The 18,989-nt window shown below is 39.0% G+C and carries 12 protein-coding genes and 1 tRNA gene; 7 read left to right on the top strand and 6 right to left on the bottom strand.

Annotation, left to right across the window (positions count from 1 at the left end; all coding sequences use genetic code 11):
* Nucleotides 1-41 precede the first annotated feature (41 nt).
* On the top strand, nt 42-1,085 hold the full coding sequence (locus N6A79_RS08315) for a dihydroneopterin aldolase (RefSeq protein WP_268545582.1): 1,044 nt from the start codon (nt 42-44) through the stop codon (nt 1,083-1,085).
* Nucleotides 1,086-1,272: 187 nt separating this feature from the next.
* On the opposite strand, the gene N6A79_RS08310 is transcribed toward N6A79_RS08315, so the two are convergent.
* The 4 genes from N6A79_RS08310 to N6A79_RS08295 form a co-directional block, all read right to left on the bottom strand.
* On the bottom strand, nt 1,273-2,259 hold the full coding sequence (locus N6A79_RS08310; protein WP_442784226.1) for a lysylphosphatidylglycerol synthase transmembrane domain-containing protein: 987 nt from the start codon (nt 2,257-2,259) through the stop codon (nt 1,273-1,275).
* Between the two features lie 2 nt (nt 2,260-2,261).
* On the bottom strand, nt 2,262-4,034 hold the full coding sequence (ybaL, locus tag N6A79_RS08305; RefSeq protein ID WP_182417178.1) for a YbaL family putative K(+) efflux transporter: 1,773 nt from the start codon (nt 4,032-4,034) through the stop codon (nt 2,262-2,264).
* Between the two features lie 281 nt (nt 4,035-4,315).
* Nucleotides 4,316-6,853, bottom strand: a complete 2,538-nt coding sequence (secD, locus tag N6A79_RS08300) for a protein translocase subunit SecD (RefSeq protein ID WP_268545580.1) — start codon at nt 6,851-6,853, stop codon at nt 4,316-4,318.
* A gap of 302 nt (nt 6,854-7,155) precedes the next feature.
* A complete protein-coding gene (locus tag N6A79_RS08295) occupies nt 7,156-7,530 on the bottom strand; it encodes a hypothetical protein (protein ID WP_268545579.1) in 375 nt (124 codons plus the stop codon).
* A gap of 566 nt (nt 7,531-8,096) precedes the next feature.
* Here N6A79_RS08295 and N6A79_RS08290 point away from each other — a divergent pair.
* The 3 genes from N6A79_RS08290 (at nt 8,097) to N6A79_RS08280 (ending at nt 12,878) form a co-directional block, all read left to right on the top strand.
* On the top strand, nt 8,097-10,655 hold the full coding sequence (locus tag N6A79_RS08290; protein WP_268545578.1) for a mechanosensitive ion channel domain-containing protein: 2,559 nt from the start codon (nt 8,097-8,099) through the stop codon (nt 10,653-10,655).
* Entirely contained in the window at nt 10,652-10,963 is a 312-nt protein-coding gene (locus N6A79_RS08285; RefSeq protein WP_268545577.1) for a hypothetical protein, read from the top strand. The genes N6A79_RS08290 and N6A79_RS08285 overlap by 4 nt, the downstream gene beginning before the upstream one ends.
* 892 nt (nt 10,964-11,855) lie before the next feature.
* Nucleotides 11,856-12,878 carry a hypothetical protein gene (locus N6A79_RS08280; protein WP_268545576.1) on the top strand — a complete coding sequence of 341 codons (1,023 nt, stop codon included), beginning with the start codon at nt 11,856-11,858 and terminating at the stop codon, nt 12,876-12,878.
* Nucleotides 12,879-12,940: 62 nt separating this feature from the next.
* On the opposite strand, the gene bla is transcribed toward N6A79_RS08280, so the two are convergent.
* Both bla and N6A79_RS08270 read right to left on the bottom strand, forming a co-directional pair.
* A complete protein-coding gene (gene bla, locus N6A79_RS08275) occupies nt 12,941-13,819 on the bottom strand; it encodes a class A beta-lactamase (RefSeq protein ID WP_268545575.1) in 879 nt (292 codons plus the stop codon).
* Nucleotides 13,820-14,083: 264 nt separating this feature from the next.
* A tRNA-Leu gene (locus N6A79_RS08270) sits at nt 14,084-14,170 on the bottom strand.
* A gap of 410 nt (nt 14,171-14,580) precedes the next feature.
* On the opposite strand from N6A79_RS08270, the gene ilvA reads away from it, so the two are divergent.
* The 3 genes from ilvA (at nt 14,581) to N6A79_RS08255 (ending at nt 18,655) form a co-directional block, all read left to right on the top strand.
* Nucleotides 14,581-15,837, top strand: coding sequence for a threonine ammonia-lyase IlvA (gene ilvA / locus N6A79_RS08265; protein WP_262078154.1), 1,257 nt, complete (start codon nt 14,581-14,583; stop codon nt 15,835-15,837).
* A 218-nt stretch (nt 15,838-16,055) separates the two neighbouring features.
* The gene (locus N6A79_RS08260; protein WP_262078153.1) at nt 16,056-16,586 is read left to right on the top strand and encodes a hypothetical protein; all 531 of its coding nucleotides are present in this window, start codon (nt 16,056-16,058) and stop codon (nt 16,584-16,586) included.
* Nucleotides 16,587-17,182: 596 nt separating this feature from the next.
* Nucleotides 17,183-18,655 carry a DEAD/DEAH box helicase gene (locus N6A79_RS08255; protein WP_442784279.1) on the top strand — a complete coding sequence of 491 codons (1,473 nt, stop codon included), beginning with the start codon at nt 17,183-17,185 and terminating at the stop codon, nt 18,653-18,655.
* The last annotated feature ends 334 nt before the right edge of the window (nt 18,656-18,989 follow it).

The following is an 18,989-nucleotide window of genomic DNA, read 5'->3' as shown; positions in this document are numbered from 1 at the left end:
AATTATTTTAAAAGTTAACCATCAAAATTTGAGGAAACTGCATGACCAAGATGCTTGTTAATTTCGATTCCGACTGTAATAGCAATGTCATCGACCTTGCATGTGATATTGCTAGTTTTTCTTATAATATGCATAAGCAATCGCAAATAGCTCATTGGGCATCTGTTTGGACATCTCACGGGCAGACTAGCCCGGCGTTTTTACTATCCATGACTATGGATGAGTTTATAAACGATTTTATAAAAGATACTTCTGCACAAGAAAAAGTTTTGAATACTTATGACTTTATAAAGCTAGAGATATCTTTTTTTTCCTTGGATGAAACTTTCGACCATATCGAGAAATTAGCGCGAAAAAAGCAGCTTATCATACAAATTGATGATTTTGACAGATTGCCAGATTTGCTAGCTCTACTACCGCGTTTGGCTTCTTGTGGAGTCTATGGGGTAATGCTCGCGCCAAGTCATCATCAAAATAAACTAAGTGGACAATTTTCAATTGTCGATATGGGCATTTTCATTGAGCAAGCCCATAAAAATGGTTTGAAAGGCTGTTTAACTGGTGGCATCGAGGCACCAGATATTCCAAGACTTTTACCTTTTGTCCCTGATATTCTTTGCTTTGACGAAGCACAATTTAAGACAAATACTGGGTTTGACAAACAGCAAAGTGACCTTATACGTTCGCTTATTCCACGCGAAAAAGAAGATGTTGTCTGTAGTGATGCATTGGGAACAGACCGTATTTTAGTGAATAATCTCGTATTGCCTATGGCCATAGGTGCCTATAATCATGAGCGTAACCGGCTGCAAAAAGTTAGGTTTTCAGTTAAGGCAGATGTTTTACGCTTATCGGTTAATCCAGAAGACATGCGTCATATTTTTTCCTATGACCTTATCATTGACGGCATTAAGCGCTTGGTTCTTTTAGGCCATGTGGATTTGGTCGAGACCTTAGCAGAACGTATTGCTGCTTTTATTCTTAGCTATCCGCGTGTGCAGCGGGTTATTGTAAGGGTTGAAAAATTGGAGCTTGAACCAGAATCTGTCGGCATTGAGATAGAGCGCGTGAAAAAGTCCCATTGATCTCGGATATAGCATGTTAAAAGGAGGCCTAAAGTTTTATTATTAGGGTAGATTTCTTTGGTTTTTTATAAGTGTTGTTATATATTTATAGCAACACTTTAATTTGCGTATGAAATAGTTTTTTATCAAACTTATGATTGTACTCACGCGATCTTCTTGCGCTGCACTTAAAACAGGTTAAAGAATTTTAGCTAGGTGGGCTTACATCTTTTGCGGCATTTTCATCACCATTACTAAGCTTCTTACCCAACTGGCTAAACTCAAAAACAGCAATAAAAATAAGCGATAAAAATAACGGTATGATAAGGTAGAGCAAACGAAAGACGATGAGGGCGGCAATGACATTAGAGTCGCCCATATTAGGCATGCCTGCGATAAATATTGTTTCAAGTACACCTAAGCCACCAGCAGGTGCAGTTGATAATAAGGTAACCGAGAATGAGGCAAGAAATACACCAAGCACCGTGATAAAACCTGGGTTGCCTGCATCAGGCAATACAGCATATATAATGCCCGCTGCACCTAATAATTCAAGTGGACCAATAATAAGTTGTTGTACAACAATGTTAAGACGTGGATAGGTCAATTGAAATTTTTTGCCAATTTTTAATGGCTTAAATTGCAAGATGCTGCCTAGAATATAAAGCCCAACAAGGCCAAGCATAACAAAGCCGATGGTTAACGCAACCCAGTTTGGTATATCGACATGAAACAATTGAATGAGCTCTGGGCGCAAAACTAGCACCAAGCCTGACAGGACAATTGTACCAAGTGCAAATGTAAAGGAACAAAAGCCGACAAGAACGGCAATTTCCGGCCCGCTTAGACCTTTTTTGCTATAAGCACGATAACGCACAACTGCGCCTGAAAAAACTGATGCGCCTATATTATGAGACAAAGCGTAAGTGGTAAAAGAGCAAATGGTTATAAAAAGCCAAGAAATATTCTTTTTGCCAAGATGTTTGAGAGCAATGCGATCATAACCTGCAAGTGCAGCATAAGAGGCAATTGCGAAGAAAATAGCCAATAACCAATGATGTAAATCTAGGCTGCCAAGGCGATCAAAAACCTGCGCCCATTCCATTCCTTTGAGTTTGACATAGAGAATGCGAAATGAAACGAGCATTACTATGATGCCTAGAAGTGGCCAAAGATATTTTTTGAATTGCTTCATCTTCACGCCTTTGGTCTTTCAAAATTCATTTCATATATCCTATTTTCATCATCGGAAACGTTTGTAACCATTGATGAATCATCCACACCATCTTTTAATAAATGCGTAATAATCCCATTAGCAATTTCTTCGGCATCTGTCACAACAATATTGGCTCCTAAATCTTTTAAATATTGTGCTTCAGCATCAGATAATGCATGGGCAATAATAAATAAATTTTTATTGAGTGATTGGGCATTGGTAATAATTTGCCCAGCTTCAAACGTATTATGCATAGCAAGGATAAGTTCTCTAGCTGCTTCAATATTAGCAGAATCAAGCACTTCTTTATCTACACCATTACCGATAAAAGTTTCAAACATATTGCTACGAGCTTTTTCAGCTAAGCGAATTGCATCTTCAATGATAATGACTTGTTTATTTTGATTTTGAAGAGCATTTGCAACTCGTTGCCCTACATCACCGTAACCGATAAGGACCAAATGGTCACTTTTATCGCTTTTTATTGGCTCATCAATGTCTTTTTTTTCTGCTATCTCGGTAACTTCGCTGTTGGTTGTTTTATCAAGACGATGTTTTATTTTTTCTGCTAGGATAAAAATCAATGGATTAACTAAAATGGAAATAATTGCGCCACCTAAAATAAGATCGCGGACATTTTCATTTATTAATCCTAAGTTTTTTCCAAGTGCTGCAAGGATGAATGAAAATTCACCGATCTGCGCCAGACTTGCTGAAATAGTAAGCGCGGTTCCATTGGGGCGTCGAAAGAGGCGGACAATAAAATACGCTGCTAGTGATTTACCAATAATAATAATAAATAGAGTTGCAAAAAGTGGAATAAAATCATCAAGCAGCTTTAATGGGTCAAATAGCATGCCGACAGAGACAAAAAACAATACCGCGAAGGCATCGCGCAAAGGTAAAGTTTCTTCCGCTGCGCGATGACTAAGTTCAGATTCGCTCATGATCATTCCAGCGAAGAATGCACCAAGGGCTAGAGACACACCAAATAATTGAGCGGCACCAAAAGCAACACCTAGTGCTATTGCAAGCACTGCTAGTCTAAACAATTCACGCGACCCAGTTTGGGCGCTGATTTTAAGCGCCCATGGAATAACTCGGCGACCAACAACCATCATAAGAAGAACGAATAGCCCAACCTTGGCGAAGGTAAGACCGATAATCCCCCAAATATTAGGATTAAGCCAAGCAATCAATGGATCAGAGCTAGTTTGAACTTCACCGCCAAGAATACCGGCAAGGGCGGGTAATAAAACAAGGGCGAGCACCATGGCTAAATCTTCAACGATAAGCCATCCGACAGCAATGCGTCCGCGCTCGGTTTCGATTAATCGGCGTTGCTGCATCGCGCGTAACAAAACCACGGTACTTGCAGTTGATAGAGCAAGTCCAAAAACAATACTGGTGCCAAGGCTCCATCCCATGACAAAGCCAAGCCCCATTCCAAGTAGGGTGGCAACCGCCATTTGGGCTATTGCACCAGGAAGTGCAATCGCTTTGACTGATAACAGATCTTTCATTGAAAAATGTAGGCCGACACCAAACATTAAAAGGATCACGCCAATTTCAGCAAGTTCATTGGCAAGAGCGACATCAGCATGGAAACCAGGTGTATGGGGGCCTGCGATAACGCCGGCAAGCAAATAACCAACTAGTGGGGAGATACGTAATCTATTGGCGATTGCACCAAAAATAAATGCAAGACAAAGACCAGAAACAAGCGTGGTAATTAAGGGAGTCGCATGAGCCATCTTACATTTTTTTCCAGCAGCTAATTTTGATCGGTTCTATCTTTATAAGAGATGGTAATCATTAAAAAACAGGTATTTTTTGTTATACACAAATGAAATGGGGTAAAGGTTTCAGATAATCCATTTTGTAACTCGTCAACGTCCTTTAAAACATCCTTTTAAATCGATATAATCATGTTTTATAGTTGAATATAGGCATTGATGGTATCGTATTAAAGTGATGCAATAAAAAACTAATCCTAAAGAAAAAGCCGGATGTGAATGCACATCCGGCTTTGTTTTTATTTTGCAGGAACAGCGACGTCTTCACCGCGTGTATTATGGCCTTTTCTTTCCCACCAATTACCCAAGAAAAGAAGAATTGGCGCGGCAATAAACATGGATGACGAGGTTGCTACAACAATACCAATAACCATTGGTACAGCAAAATTATGGACCGCACTGCCGCCCCATATTGCCATTGGCAACATGGCAAGAATGGTGGTTAGCGAGGTAAATATACAACGAACCAATACTTGGTTGATTGACATATCGATAACTTCGCGCAAGGAGGTTTTCTTATAAAGCCGCAAATTTTCGCGCATACGGTCGTAAACCACAACCTTATCATTGATCGAATAGCCGACAATGGTAAGTAATGCAGCAATGGCCGTAAGGTTGAAGTCAAATTGGAAAAGTGCAAAAATACCGACCATTTTGGTTGTATCCAAAACAAGAGTAATAATGGCACCAACCGCAAAGAACCACTCAAAGCGGAACCAAATATAAATGGTCATGGCAAGAGCCGCACAAATCACTGCTATCAAGCCGCTTTTGGCCAATTCACCTGATACTTTAGGTCCAACGACCGCGCTACCTTGGTCAGTGGCATCAGGATAAAGAGCAATGGTTGCCTGTTTCACTTTATCAAGGGCAGCATTTTGAATGTCAGCGCCACCTTCTTGTTGTTGGAGGCGTATCAACACGCTATTATTGTCAGTGCCGACCATTTGCAAGGTTACTTCGCCTAGATTCAATTCTTCAAGGCGTGGGCGTAATTGCATCAAATCAACCGTTCCACTGCTGCGCTGCATTTCCACTTGGCTACCACCGGTAAAATCGATGCCATAATTAAGACCCGGTTTGTAAAATAAGAAAATGGAGGCGATTGATAGTACAATAGAAATACCGATCCCCCAAAACCGAGCATTCATGAAGTGGAAATTGGTATGCTGCGGAATAAAGCTCAAGAAAGGGGTAATCCGTAAATTCTTGATTTTGAAGCGGCGAACAACAGCACTCATCATGATGCGCACAATGGTGACATCGGTAAACATAGAAATAACGATACCTAAAATCATGGTAATTGCAAAACCGCGAACCGGTCCTGAACCCTGCCACGCTAAAAGTACCATTGCGAAAATTGAGGTGATATTGGCATCAACAATGGTATGGAAAGCATGTTTGAAGCCGCGATCAAGGGCTGCTAACGCGCCAACACCTTTTCGGCTTTCTTCTCTAATACGTTCATTGATCAAAATATTAGCGTCAACCGCGATACCGATACCAAGAATGATACCAGCGATACCGGGAAGTGTCAGCGTCGCGCCAAGCAGACTCAAAGCAGAGAAAGTCAATACCGTGTGAAGCGCAAGGGCAATATTGGCGATAAGACCCCAATAGCCATAAAGTAAAATAATAAAGATCGCTACAAGGATAAATCCACCTACACCGGTATAAATACCCATCTTAATTGCATCAGCACCAAGGTCTGGCCCGACAGTACGTTCTTCTTCAACCGTAAGTGGGGCTGGTAGTGCACCTGCACGCAGTAACGCTGACGTTGTTGAGGTTTCAGCACTGGTAAATCTACCTGTGATAACGCCGCTACCGCCAAGAATAGCTGATTGGATGGTTGGTGCGGTCAATACCTTGCCGTCAAGGACAATAGCAAAAGGGCGGCCAATATTATTTTTAGTGATATCGCCAAATTTACTCGCACCTTCAGAATTCAATTTAAAGGAAATCATTGGTTTGCCAGTTTGTGGATCAAACGCGGCACGGGCATCAGTTAATACGGCGCCATCAAGTGCAACCTTGTCTTCAACAGGATAAAGAGTATTGGGATCGTCTTTATCAGGTAACATGCTGACACCAGCAGGTAAATTGCTTCTATCAACGTCAGTTCGAACAAGGTGAAAGGTCATCTTAGCTGTTGAACCAAGCAAATTACGCAAATGGCTTGGATCTTGCAAGCCGGGTAATTGCACCATAATGCGGTTTGGCCCAACCCGTTGAATGGAAGGTTCTGCAACACCAACCTCATCAACACGTTTGCGTACAATTTCAAGGCTTTGTTCAACTGCGTTAGAGATATGATAGGTCATTGCCTCATCAGTAATCGCAACGCGAACTTGATTGCCATTTTCAGTAATGTCAAGATCATTCACCGGAACGCCGAAAGCACCTGTAGAAATAGGATTAATAAGTTCTGTTAATGCCGTAACAGCACGCTGCCTTTGGGTTGCATCATCAACAATTACAATAATGCCACCGTTTTGCATACGTGTTGATTGAACTGGGATTTTTTCGGCACGAAGTTTTTCACGAGCACTATCAAGTAGATTTCGAAGCCGCTCGCGTTTCATTGCTGCTTCATCAACTTGTAGAACTAAGTAGGAACCACCCTTAAGGTCCAGACCGAGTGTTACGCGGGTATCAGGAAGCCACGGGAATTTTTCTTCCCATGTTTTTTCAGAAAACATGTTGGGGAGCGCAATGACAACGCCTACCAGCAAAATAAAGCTGTAGAGATAAACAAGCCAAGGAGGTGTACGCATTAATTTTATCCAGAATGTAAAAGGAAAAGATTAGCTAAAAAATAATTTGTGCCACAACTAACGTAAAAAGCTATAAAATGCAATTTTCAAGGTTGCATTCTTCGCATAATTACCAAAATATCGACAATCATTATTCAACTAAGATCGCAATTGGGTTATTTAAAACCATTTGCAGCTTTTCGTTTGTTAAATGATAATTAGGTTCGATAAATGTGTAAAAGTTTATAGCGGTCGATGTATTATTTAAAAGCGCAAAGATAGCTGGTTAATGGCCATCGAAGGAAATTAATTTATCATTAGGCTCAGATAACCAAATTATATGGGTCTATAAATGATGGAGGTGCGCGCTGTGTGGCGGTAAAGATATGTTGAATAAAGCCATTTTTATTGTTTTTTTCTAACGGCCTTTGAACGTTAAACGTCAATAACAAACTGCTAACACGCACTAAGTTAATATTTTTTCCATTATCTAAATTATCGAATTTAAATGATACGCTATAAGTTTTTGCTGTAAATAAAGGCTGCTTTAGAAAACTTAATGCATTATGGCGGGGTAATCGCTTTTCAATATTGGAAATGTCTGCTGCGGATTTGATTGCTATGCTAGGCAGAATAGCCTCATCGTTTAAATTAATAAAAGTAAAAATATAAAGAAAAAGACCGCCAATAATCCACATAGGAATTGTTGTTATTCCATATCGTATATTGTGGAATTTCGGCAAGGTTAAAAGCATCGGCGATTAAAGGTTCTCTTTATTTTTTGTAATCTTAATAATTTGTAAAAGATTTCAATATTCTTTTAAGTTTGTTCAATATAGCACTTTTGTGGCAGTTTAAACCGCAACTGTAAAGCTATAATATCAACAAATGTGATAAAACTGTCTTATTTTGGTATTGAAAAAGATAACTAACAATCATTTCAAATCTCAGCTGATAATTTATTGCTGGGCTTGATCTTCAAGGGTTTTTATGTGCGACCTAAATTTGATTTTAAAAATGGCATTTTTAAATATTGGTAGGTTGGCTTTTAAGGCTCATTAATTGATATTAAGTCTTTACTCTTTTTGCTAAATATTGAGATCGTTTGAACTAATAACAAATTGTTCATGATATATATTCAATTTTCAGCTTTTAAAAATTTTGCGCTCCTTTATATTGAAGGGCTTACAATCCGATAGATTTAATCTATTTAAAATTTTAGTTCTTAATCCTAGTAATTCTAACCTGATTTTGCGGTTTAAACGTGTTGATTTATCATAAAAGACTATTGCAATGTGCCTTCAAAAATTTTTGCGGTTTGATTGCCTGTATCTCGCTTATTGGTGCTTTAGGTGCTTTTGCGGCTTATGCTCAAACTAGCAATATATCTGGCTCTGGGGTACAAAACGCGGATGCCTCGACTGGCGTACCTGTTACTGATATTATCAATGTTGATGATCTTTTGAAAAACCAACAGGTAACACTACAAGGATTGCAAGATAATTTAACCCAGTTGAAAAACAATTTTCAAGATAAGCAAAATGACGATGCTGCCTTGATTGATATAAGGGCTAAATTACAAAGTCTGGCTACTGATACAGTGCAACAAGCTTTACTTTTGCGCCAACCCTTAATTGATGTTAATTTGAAGTTGGATCAGCTTGGGGCGGCACCAGCTAGCGGTGAAGAGCCAAAAGAAAAAGTTGATGATCGCAAGCGAATGCTGGATCAAAAATCGCAAATTAATAAGCAGGTAACCGATCTTGAGGCAACCTATATATCGGCAAATCAGCTGACAATTAGTATAGTTGAAAAACGGCGTGAGCTTTTTAGCAGCTCGTTAACGCGGCGTGTTGTTTTTAATGAAGCTTTTTTTACGCAAGTGAATACTGCGCGCAAAGACAGTGGATATGCCGTTTCCCAAATTCTATCGAATTATGCTCATTGGGTCGTAAATAATAGATTATTATATTTGGGACTTGCTACACTTGGCGCATGTTTTGTAGGCGCTTCGATTATATTTATTGGTCGCCATTTGTCGCATAGGGTGAAGAAAACTGTTTATGATGATGAAAGTGGTATTAGTTATTTAAGGCTTGTTTTAATTGCACTTTTAACCTGTTTAACAGCTACCATTGCAGAAATATTTTTCTTTGAAACTTTTGCCTATATTTTTACTTATAACTACAAGTTTCCAACTGATATTGAGGTGATGTTTGATGCTTTTGACCGTCTTTGCTTCCTCGTTGTTTTGATAGCTTCAATCGCACGCGCATTGTTTCGTCCAAGTGCTAAAGATTTAGCTTTGGTGGATATTACACCAATAGCTGCGCGTAAGTTAAATATTATTCTTTGTACGATTGCATTAGTGTTTGGCATTAATTGGTTTTTTGATGATGCTTATCAAGTTGTTTCGGCTGCCTTGTCTTTGTCAATCGCCAAAGATTTTTTTGGTATTGTCATTATTGGCATCTTAATCGTTTTGATTGCCTTTGTTAAGCCTGGAAAAAAAGAGCCAGCATGTAGTTTTGTTCCATTCCCACGTTTCATACGTTATCTTATAATTATTGGTGGTGTGACTCCCATTTTATGTGCAATCTTTGGATATGTAGGGATGGGGCGTTTTATTATCCAACAAATTGTTGTTGGTTTTGCCTTTTTAATTTTGATATATTTGGGTTTAAGTGTTAGTCGCACACTAACTGGCGAAGGGGCATTCGCACAAACGCGAGTAGGTCAGACCATAGGCAAGTATTTCAAGGCTGGCCCTGCTGCTCTCGATCAACTTGGTTTGTTGGCCGGTGTGTTAACGGCTGTTCTGGTCTTAATTTTGTGTTTGCCGCCTATTTTGATGCAATTTGGGTTGTCCGGTGATGAAATTTTTGGCACCCTAAACCAAATATTGACCGGTTTCCAAATTGGAAATGTTTATGTTTCTATAACTGGTATTGCCATTGGGATCGGCTTTTTTGTTGGTTTTTACGCCCTTTTCCGTTGGTTTATTCGTTGCTTTGATAATGTAATTTTGGCTCGTGGCCATGTTGATGCAGGTATTCGAAATTCAGTTAAAACGATTGCTGGTTATGGGGCTGTTGCGCTTGCGGGTATGATAGGTATGTCGGCCGCAGGGCTTAATCTTTCTAGCCTTGCACTGATTGCGGGTGGTTTATCACTTGGTATTGGTTTTGGCTTGCAAAATATTGTCCAAAACTTTGTATCTGGTTTGATTCTGCTTGCCGAGCGACCATTTAAGGTGGGGGATTATGTAGAGGCAGGAACTGTGCAGGGTACTGTGCGCCGCATTAATGTTCGTGCGACTGAAATTGAAACTGGACAGCGAAACACCATTATTGTTCCAAATTCCACTCTTATTAATGGCAATGTCGGTAATTGGACTTTGCGAAATAAAATTGGCCGTATTGATTTAACCTTTACGATTCCGCTCGCTTTTAAGCCAGAAGAAGTGCCTGAAAAACTGTTAGCTATTGCCAATTCTGTTGAAGCAATCATGCGAAAGCCTGAGCCATCAGTGGAATTTGTGTCTTTTGATGATTTAGGGCTTGTTTTTACCCTTTATGTTTACGTGCCTGATATTACGTCAACCACTGCAATTAAAAATACTATTCGTATGGGTGTGTTTAATGCATTTTATGCGGATTGGTCGAAAGCGGTTCAGGCTTGGGAGCAACGTAATTTCCCGCAATATAACGATGTTGCTGTATCTGAGGCGGATGAAGGTGAACATAAAGATAATTATGAGATTCTAAAAGACAATTCCACACCCGAAAACTCTAAGCTGCCAAAGCAGAAAGTTGAAAAATGACACATAAATTAGAAGTTAAAAACAATAAAGTGCTCAAATCATTTTCCTTTGCGCTTGCTATAAATTTTATTGTTGTGTCAATTTTTTCTTTCGGTGCGGCAGCAGCAACAATTCAAAATAGTGGTGATAAAGCCGCAATTATTATTGTTGCGGAAGGTGCAACCCGCCGTGATTATTCGGTTGATCCACAAAAGCAAATTTCTTTTTGCTTAAAGGGGTGCTTTATTACCCTTGCTAGTGGTGATCGATATGCACTTAATGGTAGTGAAGTCATCGAAATATCGGGAAATCGTATTAGCTTCCATTAAAGCCTAGCAGTTAAGCTATTTCGATAGTTTCCTTTTAATAATATAAGCTATTATATCACCCTTTAATCTTTCTTATAGTGCCGATCATTCAAGTATTATTGGTTTAATGACTGATATGACAATAGGAGAGCTTGAGCGAGGAACAAAAATTTTGCGCTTATATTAAGATGCGGCAAGAATCAAAATAGATTTAGGTGCATATGTAACTTTTTTTACCATAGTGCATGATAGAAAGCACGATATTTCCGCATATTTCATTTCCACTAGTTGGGGTGATAAGCCGCTGATAATTATATGTTGGAAAAAGATTCATGGTGGGAAAAAAAGGGTGAGTTTTTCCAATTGCATTCGATATGAATTGGTATGACAATAAAATAAAAGGCTAGAACAATGTGACTGGTACGGTTCCATATCCATAGATAGCATACCTCCCGATTTTGAATGCTCTATCAATCGATCTTGCTTAATTTTCGATAATCGGTTCTTTCTCATTCCTATACTGCTAAATTTTCTCAATTCTCTAATAAAACTCCATTGATAAATATTTGTTTTTAAAAGTTTAAATTGGTCTTAATGTTGAAAGGGGGATAAACGAGCGAAATTATTTTATTCGATTTTTTATAAGCAATAATAAAATTAGTATTAAGCCTTTCTTATTTTAAACATCGCCTTACTTAATTCAATACGGCTAAATTTTGGCGACAAATTTTAAAATTTGTGAAAAATTTGCCTGAGATTTGTTTTGTAGCAAAACTCCTATCTCCAATATTGCTTTTAGAAAGCCAGATATTTGCTGCACAAGCTTTTGACCACTTGGCAGTTGCAACAAGTATAAGGTTTTACCTATTTGCTATATTTTTTTGCACATCAATGCCATTTGAAAGGCTTGACAATGAGTAGCTCCCCTTATTTAGAACATAAAAAGACAACATCTTGGTCTGCTATTTTTGCAGGTGTCGTTTCGACATTAGCAATATTAATCCTATTTTCGTTTTTAAGCACTGCTTTAGGATTTCAAACATTAAATCCTTATGGCAACAATCCATTTGCTGGTATCGGCATGGCGGTTGGAATATCTTCAGTTATAGGGCTTATTATCGCCCTTATTATTGGTGGTTTTATTGCCGGTCGTCTTGCTGGTGCAAACGGTGCAATCCATGGATTTTTAACCTGGTGTGCAGTTTTATTAGTTGGTGCAATTATTACCACTATGAGCCTTGCAGGAGCCGCACGGATAGGGGCATCTGCGGTTTCAAATACGTCTTCGGCGATCGGCAGTGTTGCTGGTAATACTGTATCTCTTTCGGATAATATTGCTCAGTCGTTTGGCTCATCATTACATGATTTAATTGGGGATCAAAATAGTGATGTTAATAGCGACGATATCCGTCAAAAACTTGACCAGATTTTAAAAAATACAAATATACCACAACTGCAACCTGAAAATCTTCGTTCTGTTTTAGATGCGACGCGTCAAGATGTTAGAAACGCCGTTAATGCTATTCGATATAATCCTTCAAATTACCAAAAGATCATTGATAATTTGATGAGTAGCATTGAGGAACGTGCAAAGGGATTAACTGCTAATATTAATAAGCAAGATGTTATTACAGCATTAGAAAATAATGGCATGACGCCAGCTGAGGCGCAAACTGCGGCTAATAGTGCTATTAACCTTTATAATAACCGCAGTGAAATTATTCAAAATCAAATCAACACTATGCGTCAAACAATTGCCGAAACGCAAACTTATATGAAACAGCTTGCTGACGAGGCCCAGGCCAAGGCTGATATAGCTAGTGATGCAATTGCGCGTGGAAGTTGGATGGCGTTTATTGGAAGTATATTGGGTGCAATAATTGCGGCCTTTGCTGGAATGATTGGTTTGCGAAGCAGAAAAGATATGGCAGTTTAATCTTTCTTTTGTCAAAGCGCTTCAAAAAATGCGGCGCTTTGATAATTCTTAATAATAAAGATTTATTTCTTCTTTTGATAGCTATCAAATATATGTTTTCCGATAATGGCTATACTAGAATTTCTTTCTTCCATATTTGCTTTAGTATTTTTTATGTATATTGCTATTATTATTGGTTTATCTGTCTTTGGCCAAACCGCTGCAATAATGCCGCGCGAGCCGAAACCGCCGGCTCCAGTTTTGTCGGCAATCTTCCAGTCATTGGGAAGTTTAGAGCGCAATAATGCGTCGGCCACTTTGTCGTCTATCATCCATTGTATCAGTTGCTTGCGTGATGAAGGGCTTAAAAAATTTGAAAACAAAAGCTCTTTAAGAGTGTGAGCAATTGCATTTGGGCTGGTTGTATCTCTTAAATCGCCATTAATTGCACTATTTAATTCTGGCTCAAAGCGATCTAGGCGGGTGGTATGGTCTTTTAATTGCTTAAAAAAGTGATTCATGGCTTGGGGGCCGCCAACCTTTTTATGTATTAAATTGGCAGCCGTATTATCACTATAGCTTATGGCTGCACTACATAAGTCTAGCCAATTCATTGATTTGGACTTGGTTTGGTTTTTAGTGATCGGCGAATATTCGATTATGTCCGCTTTACTAAATTGTACTTTTTCCGTAATATCTATTTGTTTATTATCAAAACCCTTAAGCAATGCGGCGCATATAAGTGTCTTGTGTGTGCTATTGAGAGGAAAAAGTTCATTTCCTTTATAGCTCACCGTTTGGTTTGTTTGAGTGTCGAAAATGGCAACGCCGATTTGCGCATTTAATCTATGCTCTTCATCTTGAACAATCTTTATTAATGCCTTGTTATCAATAGCAAGGGCAGGGGAGTTCAAAATAAAGATGAACAATAAACATAATGATAAGCGATGCCACAGATTCATGGTGATCTTTCAAATTGTTCCTAAATTGAAATTAGCTTAAATTGCTATGCCTATGATCTTTAATATAAACTATAATTAAACAATTAAAAACAAACGCAAATCAACGAAAATAAGGGTGAACTTGGTAATCTAGCAAATCTAAAAAGGCAATTTATGTGTTGAACCTCTAGGCGAAATCCAAAAAATTCAAATTATAATAGCATATTAAGCCTAAGGATAATTCTAATCGGCGCCATCAATTTTTTATTTCAATGTTGAAAATTGTGGTGCGGACGGCGGGAATCGAACCCGCACGATCGTTGGATCGAGGGATTTTAAGTCCCTTGCGTCTACCAATTCCGCCACGTCCGCGCAAGGTTCTTATATGCAAACAATTCGCCAATGTGAAGCGAAAATTTTAAATTTTTTCATTTTTTTTTTGATCTTGGGATAACTTTTGAAATTTTATAGAATAATCCAATGAAAACAAAATCTTGTATTTTTGTAAAATGTATTTCTTACAGTTGATTTTTTTGAATTTTTATAAGGAAAAGAATGATTTTGTGAAAACGCCATAGTCTTAATCGATGGTCACTGGCGTTTTTTTGTAATATTTTTATCCAAATATAACAAATGTGGTTGTTTAAAAGGATTAGTTTGTAAATATACAATCCTCAGTGCATATCTTATCACAATTGCGACAAAAGGTTTTCAATCTCTCATTGTTATAGTAGGTGATAATTGTCAGGTTTTCTTGCTGTTAAAATAATAAGGACAATAAAATGACTGCTTTTTTGGAAAATGTTCAGCATGCGGCTGAAACATTAAGGGGATTGTTCCCAGAAACGCCATTGCAAAAAAATGAATTTTTGTCAGAGCGTTATGGAGCGGAAATTTATTTAAAGCGTGAAGATTTGACGCCTGTGCGTTCCTATAAGATTCGTGGCGCCTTTAATTTTGTTTCCTCGATGTTAGATCAAGTTTCACCTGCTCAGGCATTCGTTTGTGCTTCGGCAGGCAATCATGCGCAAGGACTTGCGTTTGTATGCCAATATTTTGGCCGCAATGCCGTAATTTTTATGCCAGTGACAACGCCGCAGCAAAAAATTGACAAAACGCGCGCTTTTGGGCGTGAATTTGTCGAGATTCGCTTGATCGGTGATACTTTTGATCAATGTTATGCGGCTGCGCAAGATTTTGTGGCTAATGGCGGCGGTGTTATGGCTCCCCCTTTTGATGATATGGGGATTATAACAGGGCAAGCTACTGTTGCATATGAAATTTCACAGCAATGGATGCATGAAACTCCGCCAGATTTGATTGTAGTGCCCGTCGGTGGTGGGGGGCTTGCTAGCGGCGTTTCAACCTTTGTAAAAGATAGTGGCTGGGCTACCGCAATGCGGTTTGCCGAGCCAGAAGGTGCTTCTAGTTTATTTAAAACATTACAAGCTGGCGAGCGCGTTAAACTCGATAAAATGGATACATTTGTTGATGGTGCTGCTGTTGCGCTTATCGGTGGGATGAATTTTGATATATTAAAACGCTTTGCGCCGCGTGATGTTATTCGCATCCCCGAAAATCGTCTATGTGCAACCATGATTGAAATGCTTAATATCGAAGGTATTGTGGTCGAGCCGGCAGGTGCTTTGGCTATTGATGCTCTAAAAGATATGGGAGCTAATGAATTGCGTGGCAAGCGCATTGTTCTTGTTGTATCGGGTGGTAATTTTGATTTTGAACGGCTGCCTGACGTTAAGGAGCGCGCATTGCGGTTTGAAGGTTTGAAAAAATATTATATCTTCCGCTTTCCACAGCGTCCTGGTGCATTGCGCGCCTTTCTCGATTTGTTAGGGCCTGATGATGATGTGGCGCGTTTTGAGTATTTGAAAAAATCTGCACGTAATTTCGGCTCGGTTTTGATTGCTATTGAAACCAAGCATAAAGAAAATTTTGTTTTGCTTAATAAAAAATTTGATGAATCTGGTTGGGCCTATAGTGATGTAACTCTTGATCCGGTTCTATTCGATTTTGTTATTTAACTTAAGTATGGATAATAATGTTGGCGGACTGTATAAGGCTAGGTCAAGTAATTGGGTAATTGCTAGGATAAGCATCGCCCGCCAATATTGGTCCTATGGTCGTAAAAAAATTTATGCAAAATATCTATAAAGCTTATGTATTTTAGCAATTATCTACTTTGCTATTTGAGTAAGAGGCTTTAAGTTGAATTTAAAGTGATAGGAATTGGAAAATAATTATGGCGAAAATATCAAGCATTATTATTGGTGTATTCATGCTTTTAGCTTTGGCTATAAATGCCAATGCTCGTCAGCCTAGCGGACTTGAACAACGCGAATTGGTTTTATTAGTAAAAAATATTAATGACGCGGTAGAAAAAAAAGATTTTTCAATTCTTGTCAACTCAATGCCTGAGCGCCTTTATAAAGAAATGGCGATTAAAATGTATACAACCGAGGTTGTATTGCGTGAAGATTTTAAAAAGCAAATTACGCAACAATTTAGCAATGTCATTGAAGGTGGTTATCAGCTAGATGGTGATAAAATTGAATATAAAGAAACGGCCGATGGCACATTCTATGCGCTGATTCCAACGCGTTTCGAAACATCACAGGCTGTAATTGAGTCGCAAACCTTGGCTATTTTTGATAATACTAAATGGCATATTGTTTTGGGGGGGCAAAAAACTGTACAAAATCCAGTTTTCTTAGAAATCTACCCTTCTTTTCAAAATGTAAGTGTTCCAGTTGGTAAAGCTATTGCTAAATAATGCTGTTATGGACAACTGGGTGACTTTTACTTAGAAAGACAGCGGGGTATTTCGATGCCTCGCTTTTATTTTAAGTTACGATAGATCATTCGGGATCCAGTCATAATATCAAGATATAATGTTTTGAAGTGCTGAAATTTAAATAGTAAAAGCATATTGCTTTTTGACTAAAATAGGCTTATAGAGCACCAAGCGATCCATTGCTAAAAAGTGCATGATAAAAATTGTGCAGCATTATTTGTTTATCATTTGAGAACTGATATAATATTAAAGTTAAGTATGGCATTTAAAATGCCAACTTTGTATTTTCCGATGACATAAAATCCAACGGAATTTAACAGCTTTTGAAGGCTGTGCCCATTGCAAGGCAGTTATTAGCTGCATATTTGGGTTTTTAACATTGTTTTATACATTTAGGGACACGCGGTCTTCATATTTCGAAGAAGGCACGAAATGTTTTAAACATAAATGAAACATAGACTGTCCCAAGATTTTTGAACTTAAGAAAGTATTTTAAATTGACAAATTCTAATTCATCCGGTTTCGCTGATTTCGGATTGCCTGAGCTATTGCTTAAAAATTTAGATCGCGCCGGTATGGTATCACCAAAGCCTATTCAAGAAGAAGCTTTGCCTGTTATGCTCGATGGAAAAGATCTGTTAGGTATTGCTCAGACAGGTTCTGGTAAAACCTTGGCTTTCAGTTTGCCTATTATTGCCCAAATTATCAAAAAAGGTGATAAGCGCCGCCCCAAAAGCGCACGCGCGCTTATTCTTGCGCCAACACGTGAACTTGCGCAGCAAATTCTTGATGCTATCAGCGCAATGACGAAAGATATGCATTTGTCATTAGGTCTTGTCCTAGGCGGTGTGTCGCGCTTAAAGCAAATCAAGCGTGTGGGGCCAGGTGTCGATATTTTGATTGCAACTCCCGGTCGCTTGATGGATCTCGTTCGTGATAAGGAAATTGATCTATCACAAACCCAATATTTAGTGCTTGATGAAGCAGATCGTATGCTTGATATGGGCTTTATTAACGATGTGCGTAAAATTGCATCATTATTGCGTAAAGATCGTCAGACCGCATTGTTCTCTGCAACGATGCCAAAGGAAATTAGCGCGCTTGCTGCAAGCTTGTTGAATGATCCGGTAAGAGTTGAGACAGCTCCACAAGGCACGACAGCAGCTGATATTAATCAGATTGTTTATGGTGTTCATCGCCGCAATAAAAAAGATGGTCTTTTAGGTCTATTGGCAGATGACGCTTTGCGTTCTGTTATTGTTTTCTCTCGCACCAAGCACGGTGCGGATGCGATTAAGCGTGATCTTGATCGCGCTGGTGTTTTATCTGGCGTTATTCATGGTAATAAAACTCAAAATGCGCGTCAAAAAGCATTGAATGGTTTCCGTAGTGGTGCTTTACGGGTTCTCGTCGCAACAGATATTGTGGCACGCGGTATTGATGTGCCTGGTATCAGTCATGTTATTAATTATGATTTGCCTGATGAAGCTGAAAGCTATGTTCATCGTATTGGTCGTACCGGTCGTAATGGTGCCTCAGGCGAGGCTATCACCTTGTTTGATGCAGAGACTGAAACAGTAAGATTGCGCGGTGTGCAGCGTGTAACGCGCAAAAAATTTGCAGTTGAGCCGTTAAGCGATGAAGTAATGAAGCGCAAGCCTGTGCCAGTTGAATTACCTCCAGAGGAGGACGAGCGTCCTTCACGTGGTCGTAATAGTAAAGGTAAACCAAATACTTCGCGTTTTGCCAAGGGGCGTGCAGAACGTAAACGTGGCGGAGAAGATACAAATTCAAGAGGCGGCCGTTCAGGCGGTCGTAATGATAGGTCATTCCAAGGTGCCGGTCGTAAACGTGAAGATTCTTCTTTTGATGGTGATCGTAAAGAGCGTTCATCAGCTGGCGAACGCCAAAGCTACGAAGGCAAAAAGCGTAATGGCGGGCAAGGTGAAAGACGTGGCTCAAATGCTAATGCTTCAGCGAAGAAGAAAAGCGGTTTCCAAGGTGGGCGTGGTTCACGTCGCTCAAATCGTGAGTCTTATGCAGCCTAATTAATTTTTCTGGCGCAAATTATCATTGCGGCAGGGTGGTTCTTATAGGGCATATCCCTTAGTATCATAGATAAAGGCCCGTCATTTGATGGGCCTTTATTTTGGTTAAAGTATTAATACAATATTGACCCATTATTGTGTCGGACAAAATTTGTGTGAACCGATTATCAAATTACATGCGCTAATTGAATAATATTGATGGTTTTGACAAAAAATGCTTGAGCAAGCTGCATTAATGTGTATCGTTGCGACACTTATTATGCGTTTGCTATTGATTGCCTTTAATAATTAAAGGTATCATTAAAGATGTATCATTGAGGGTGCTTTGTTACCT

The sequence above is a fragment of the Bartonella sp. HY761 genome (assembly GCF_026743145.1).
Lineage (GTDB): Bacteria > Pseudomonadota > Alphaproteobacteria > Rhizobiales > Rhizobiaceae > HY038.
Note: the sequence above shows the minus strand (reverse complement) of the source record. Positions and strands in the feature narration are given on the sequence as shown.

Excerpts from the sequence above, each read along its gene's own strand:
- N6A79_RS08315 (WP_268545582.1), top strand. The coding sequence starts at position 42 with ATGACCAAGATGCTTGTTAATTTCGATTCCGACTGTAATAGCAATGTC.
- N6A79_RS08310 (WP_442784226.1), bottom strand. The coding sequence starts at position 2,259 with ATGAAGCAATTCAAAAAATATCTTTGGCCACTTCTAGGCATCATAGTA.
- ybaL (WP_182417178.1), bottom strand. The coding sequence starts at position 4,034 with ATGGCTCATGCGACTCCCTTAATTACCACGCTTGTTTCTGGTCTTTGT.
- secD (WP_268545580.1), bottom strand. The coding sequence starts at position 6,853 with ATGCGTACACCTCCTTGGCTTGTTTATCTCTACAGCTTTATTTTGCTG.
- N6A79_RS08295 (WP_268545579.1), bottom strand. The coding sequence starts at position 7,530 with ATGTGGATTATTGGCGGTCTTTTTCTTTATATTTTTACTTTTATTAAT.
- N6A79_RS08285 (WP_268545577.1), top strand. The coding sequence starts at position 10,652 with ATGACACATAAATTAGAAGTTAAAAACAATAAAGTGCTCAAATCATTT.
- N6A79_RS08280 (WP_268545576.1), top strand. The coding sequence starts at position 11,856 with ATGAGTAGCTCCCCTTATTTAGAACATAAAAAGACAACATCTTGGTCT.
- bla (WP_268545575.1), bottom strand. The coding sequence starts at position 13,819 with ATGAATCTGTGGCATCGCTTATCATTATGTTTATTGTTCATCTTTATT.
- ilvA (WP_262078154.1), top strand. The coding sequence starts at position 14,581 with ATGACTGCTTTTTTGGAAAATGTTCAGCATGCGGCTGAAACATTAAGG.
- N6A79_RS08260 (WP_262078153.1), top strand. The coding sequence starts at position 16,056 with ATGGCGAAAATATCAAGCATTATTATTGGTGTATTCATGCTTTTAGCT.
- N6A79_RS08255 (WP_442784279.1), top strand. The coding sequence starts at position 17,183 with ATGGTATCACCAAAGCCTATTCAAGAAGAAGCTTTGCCTGTTATGCTC.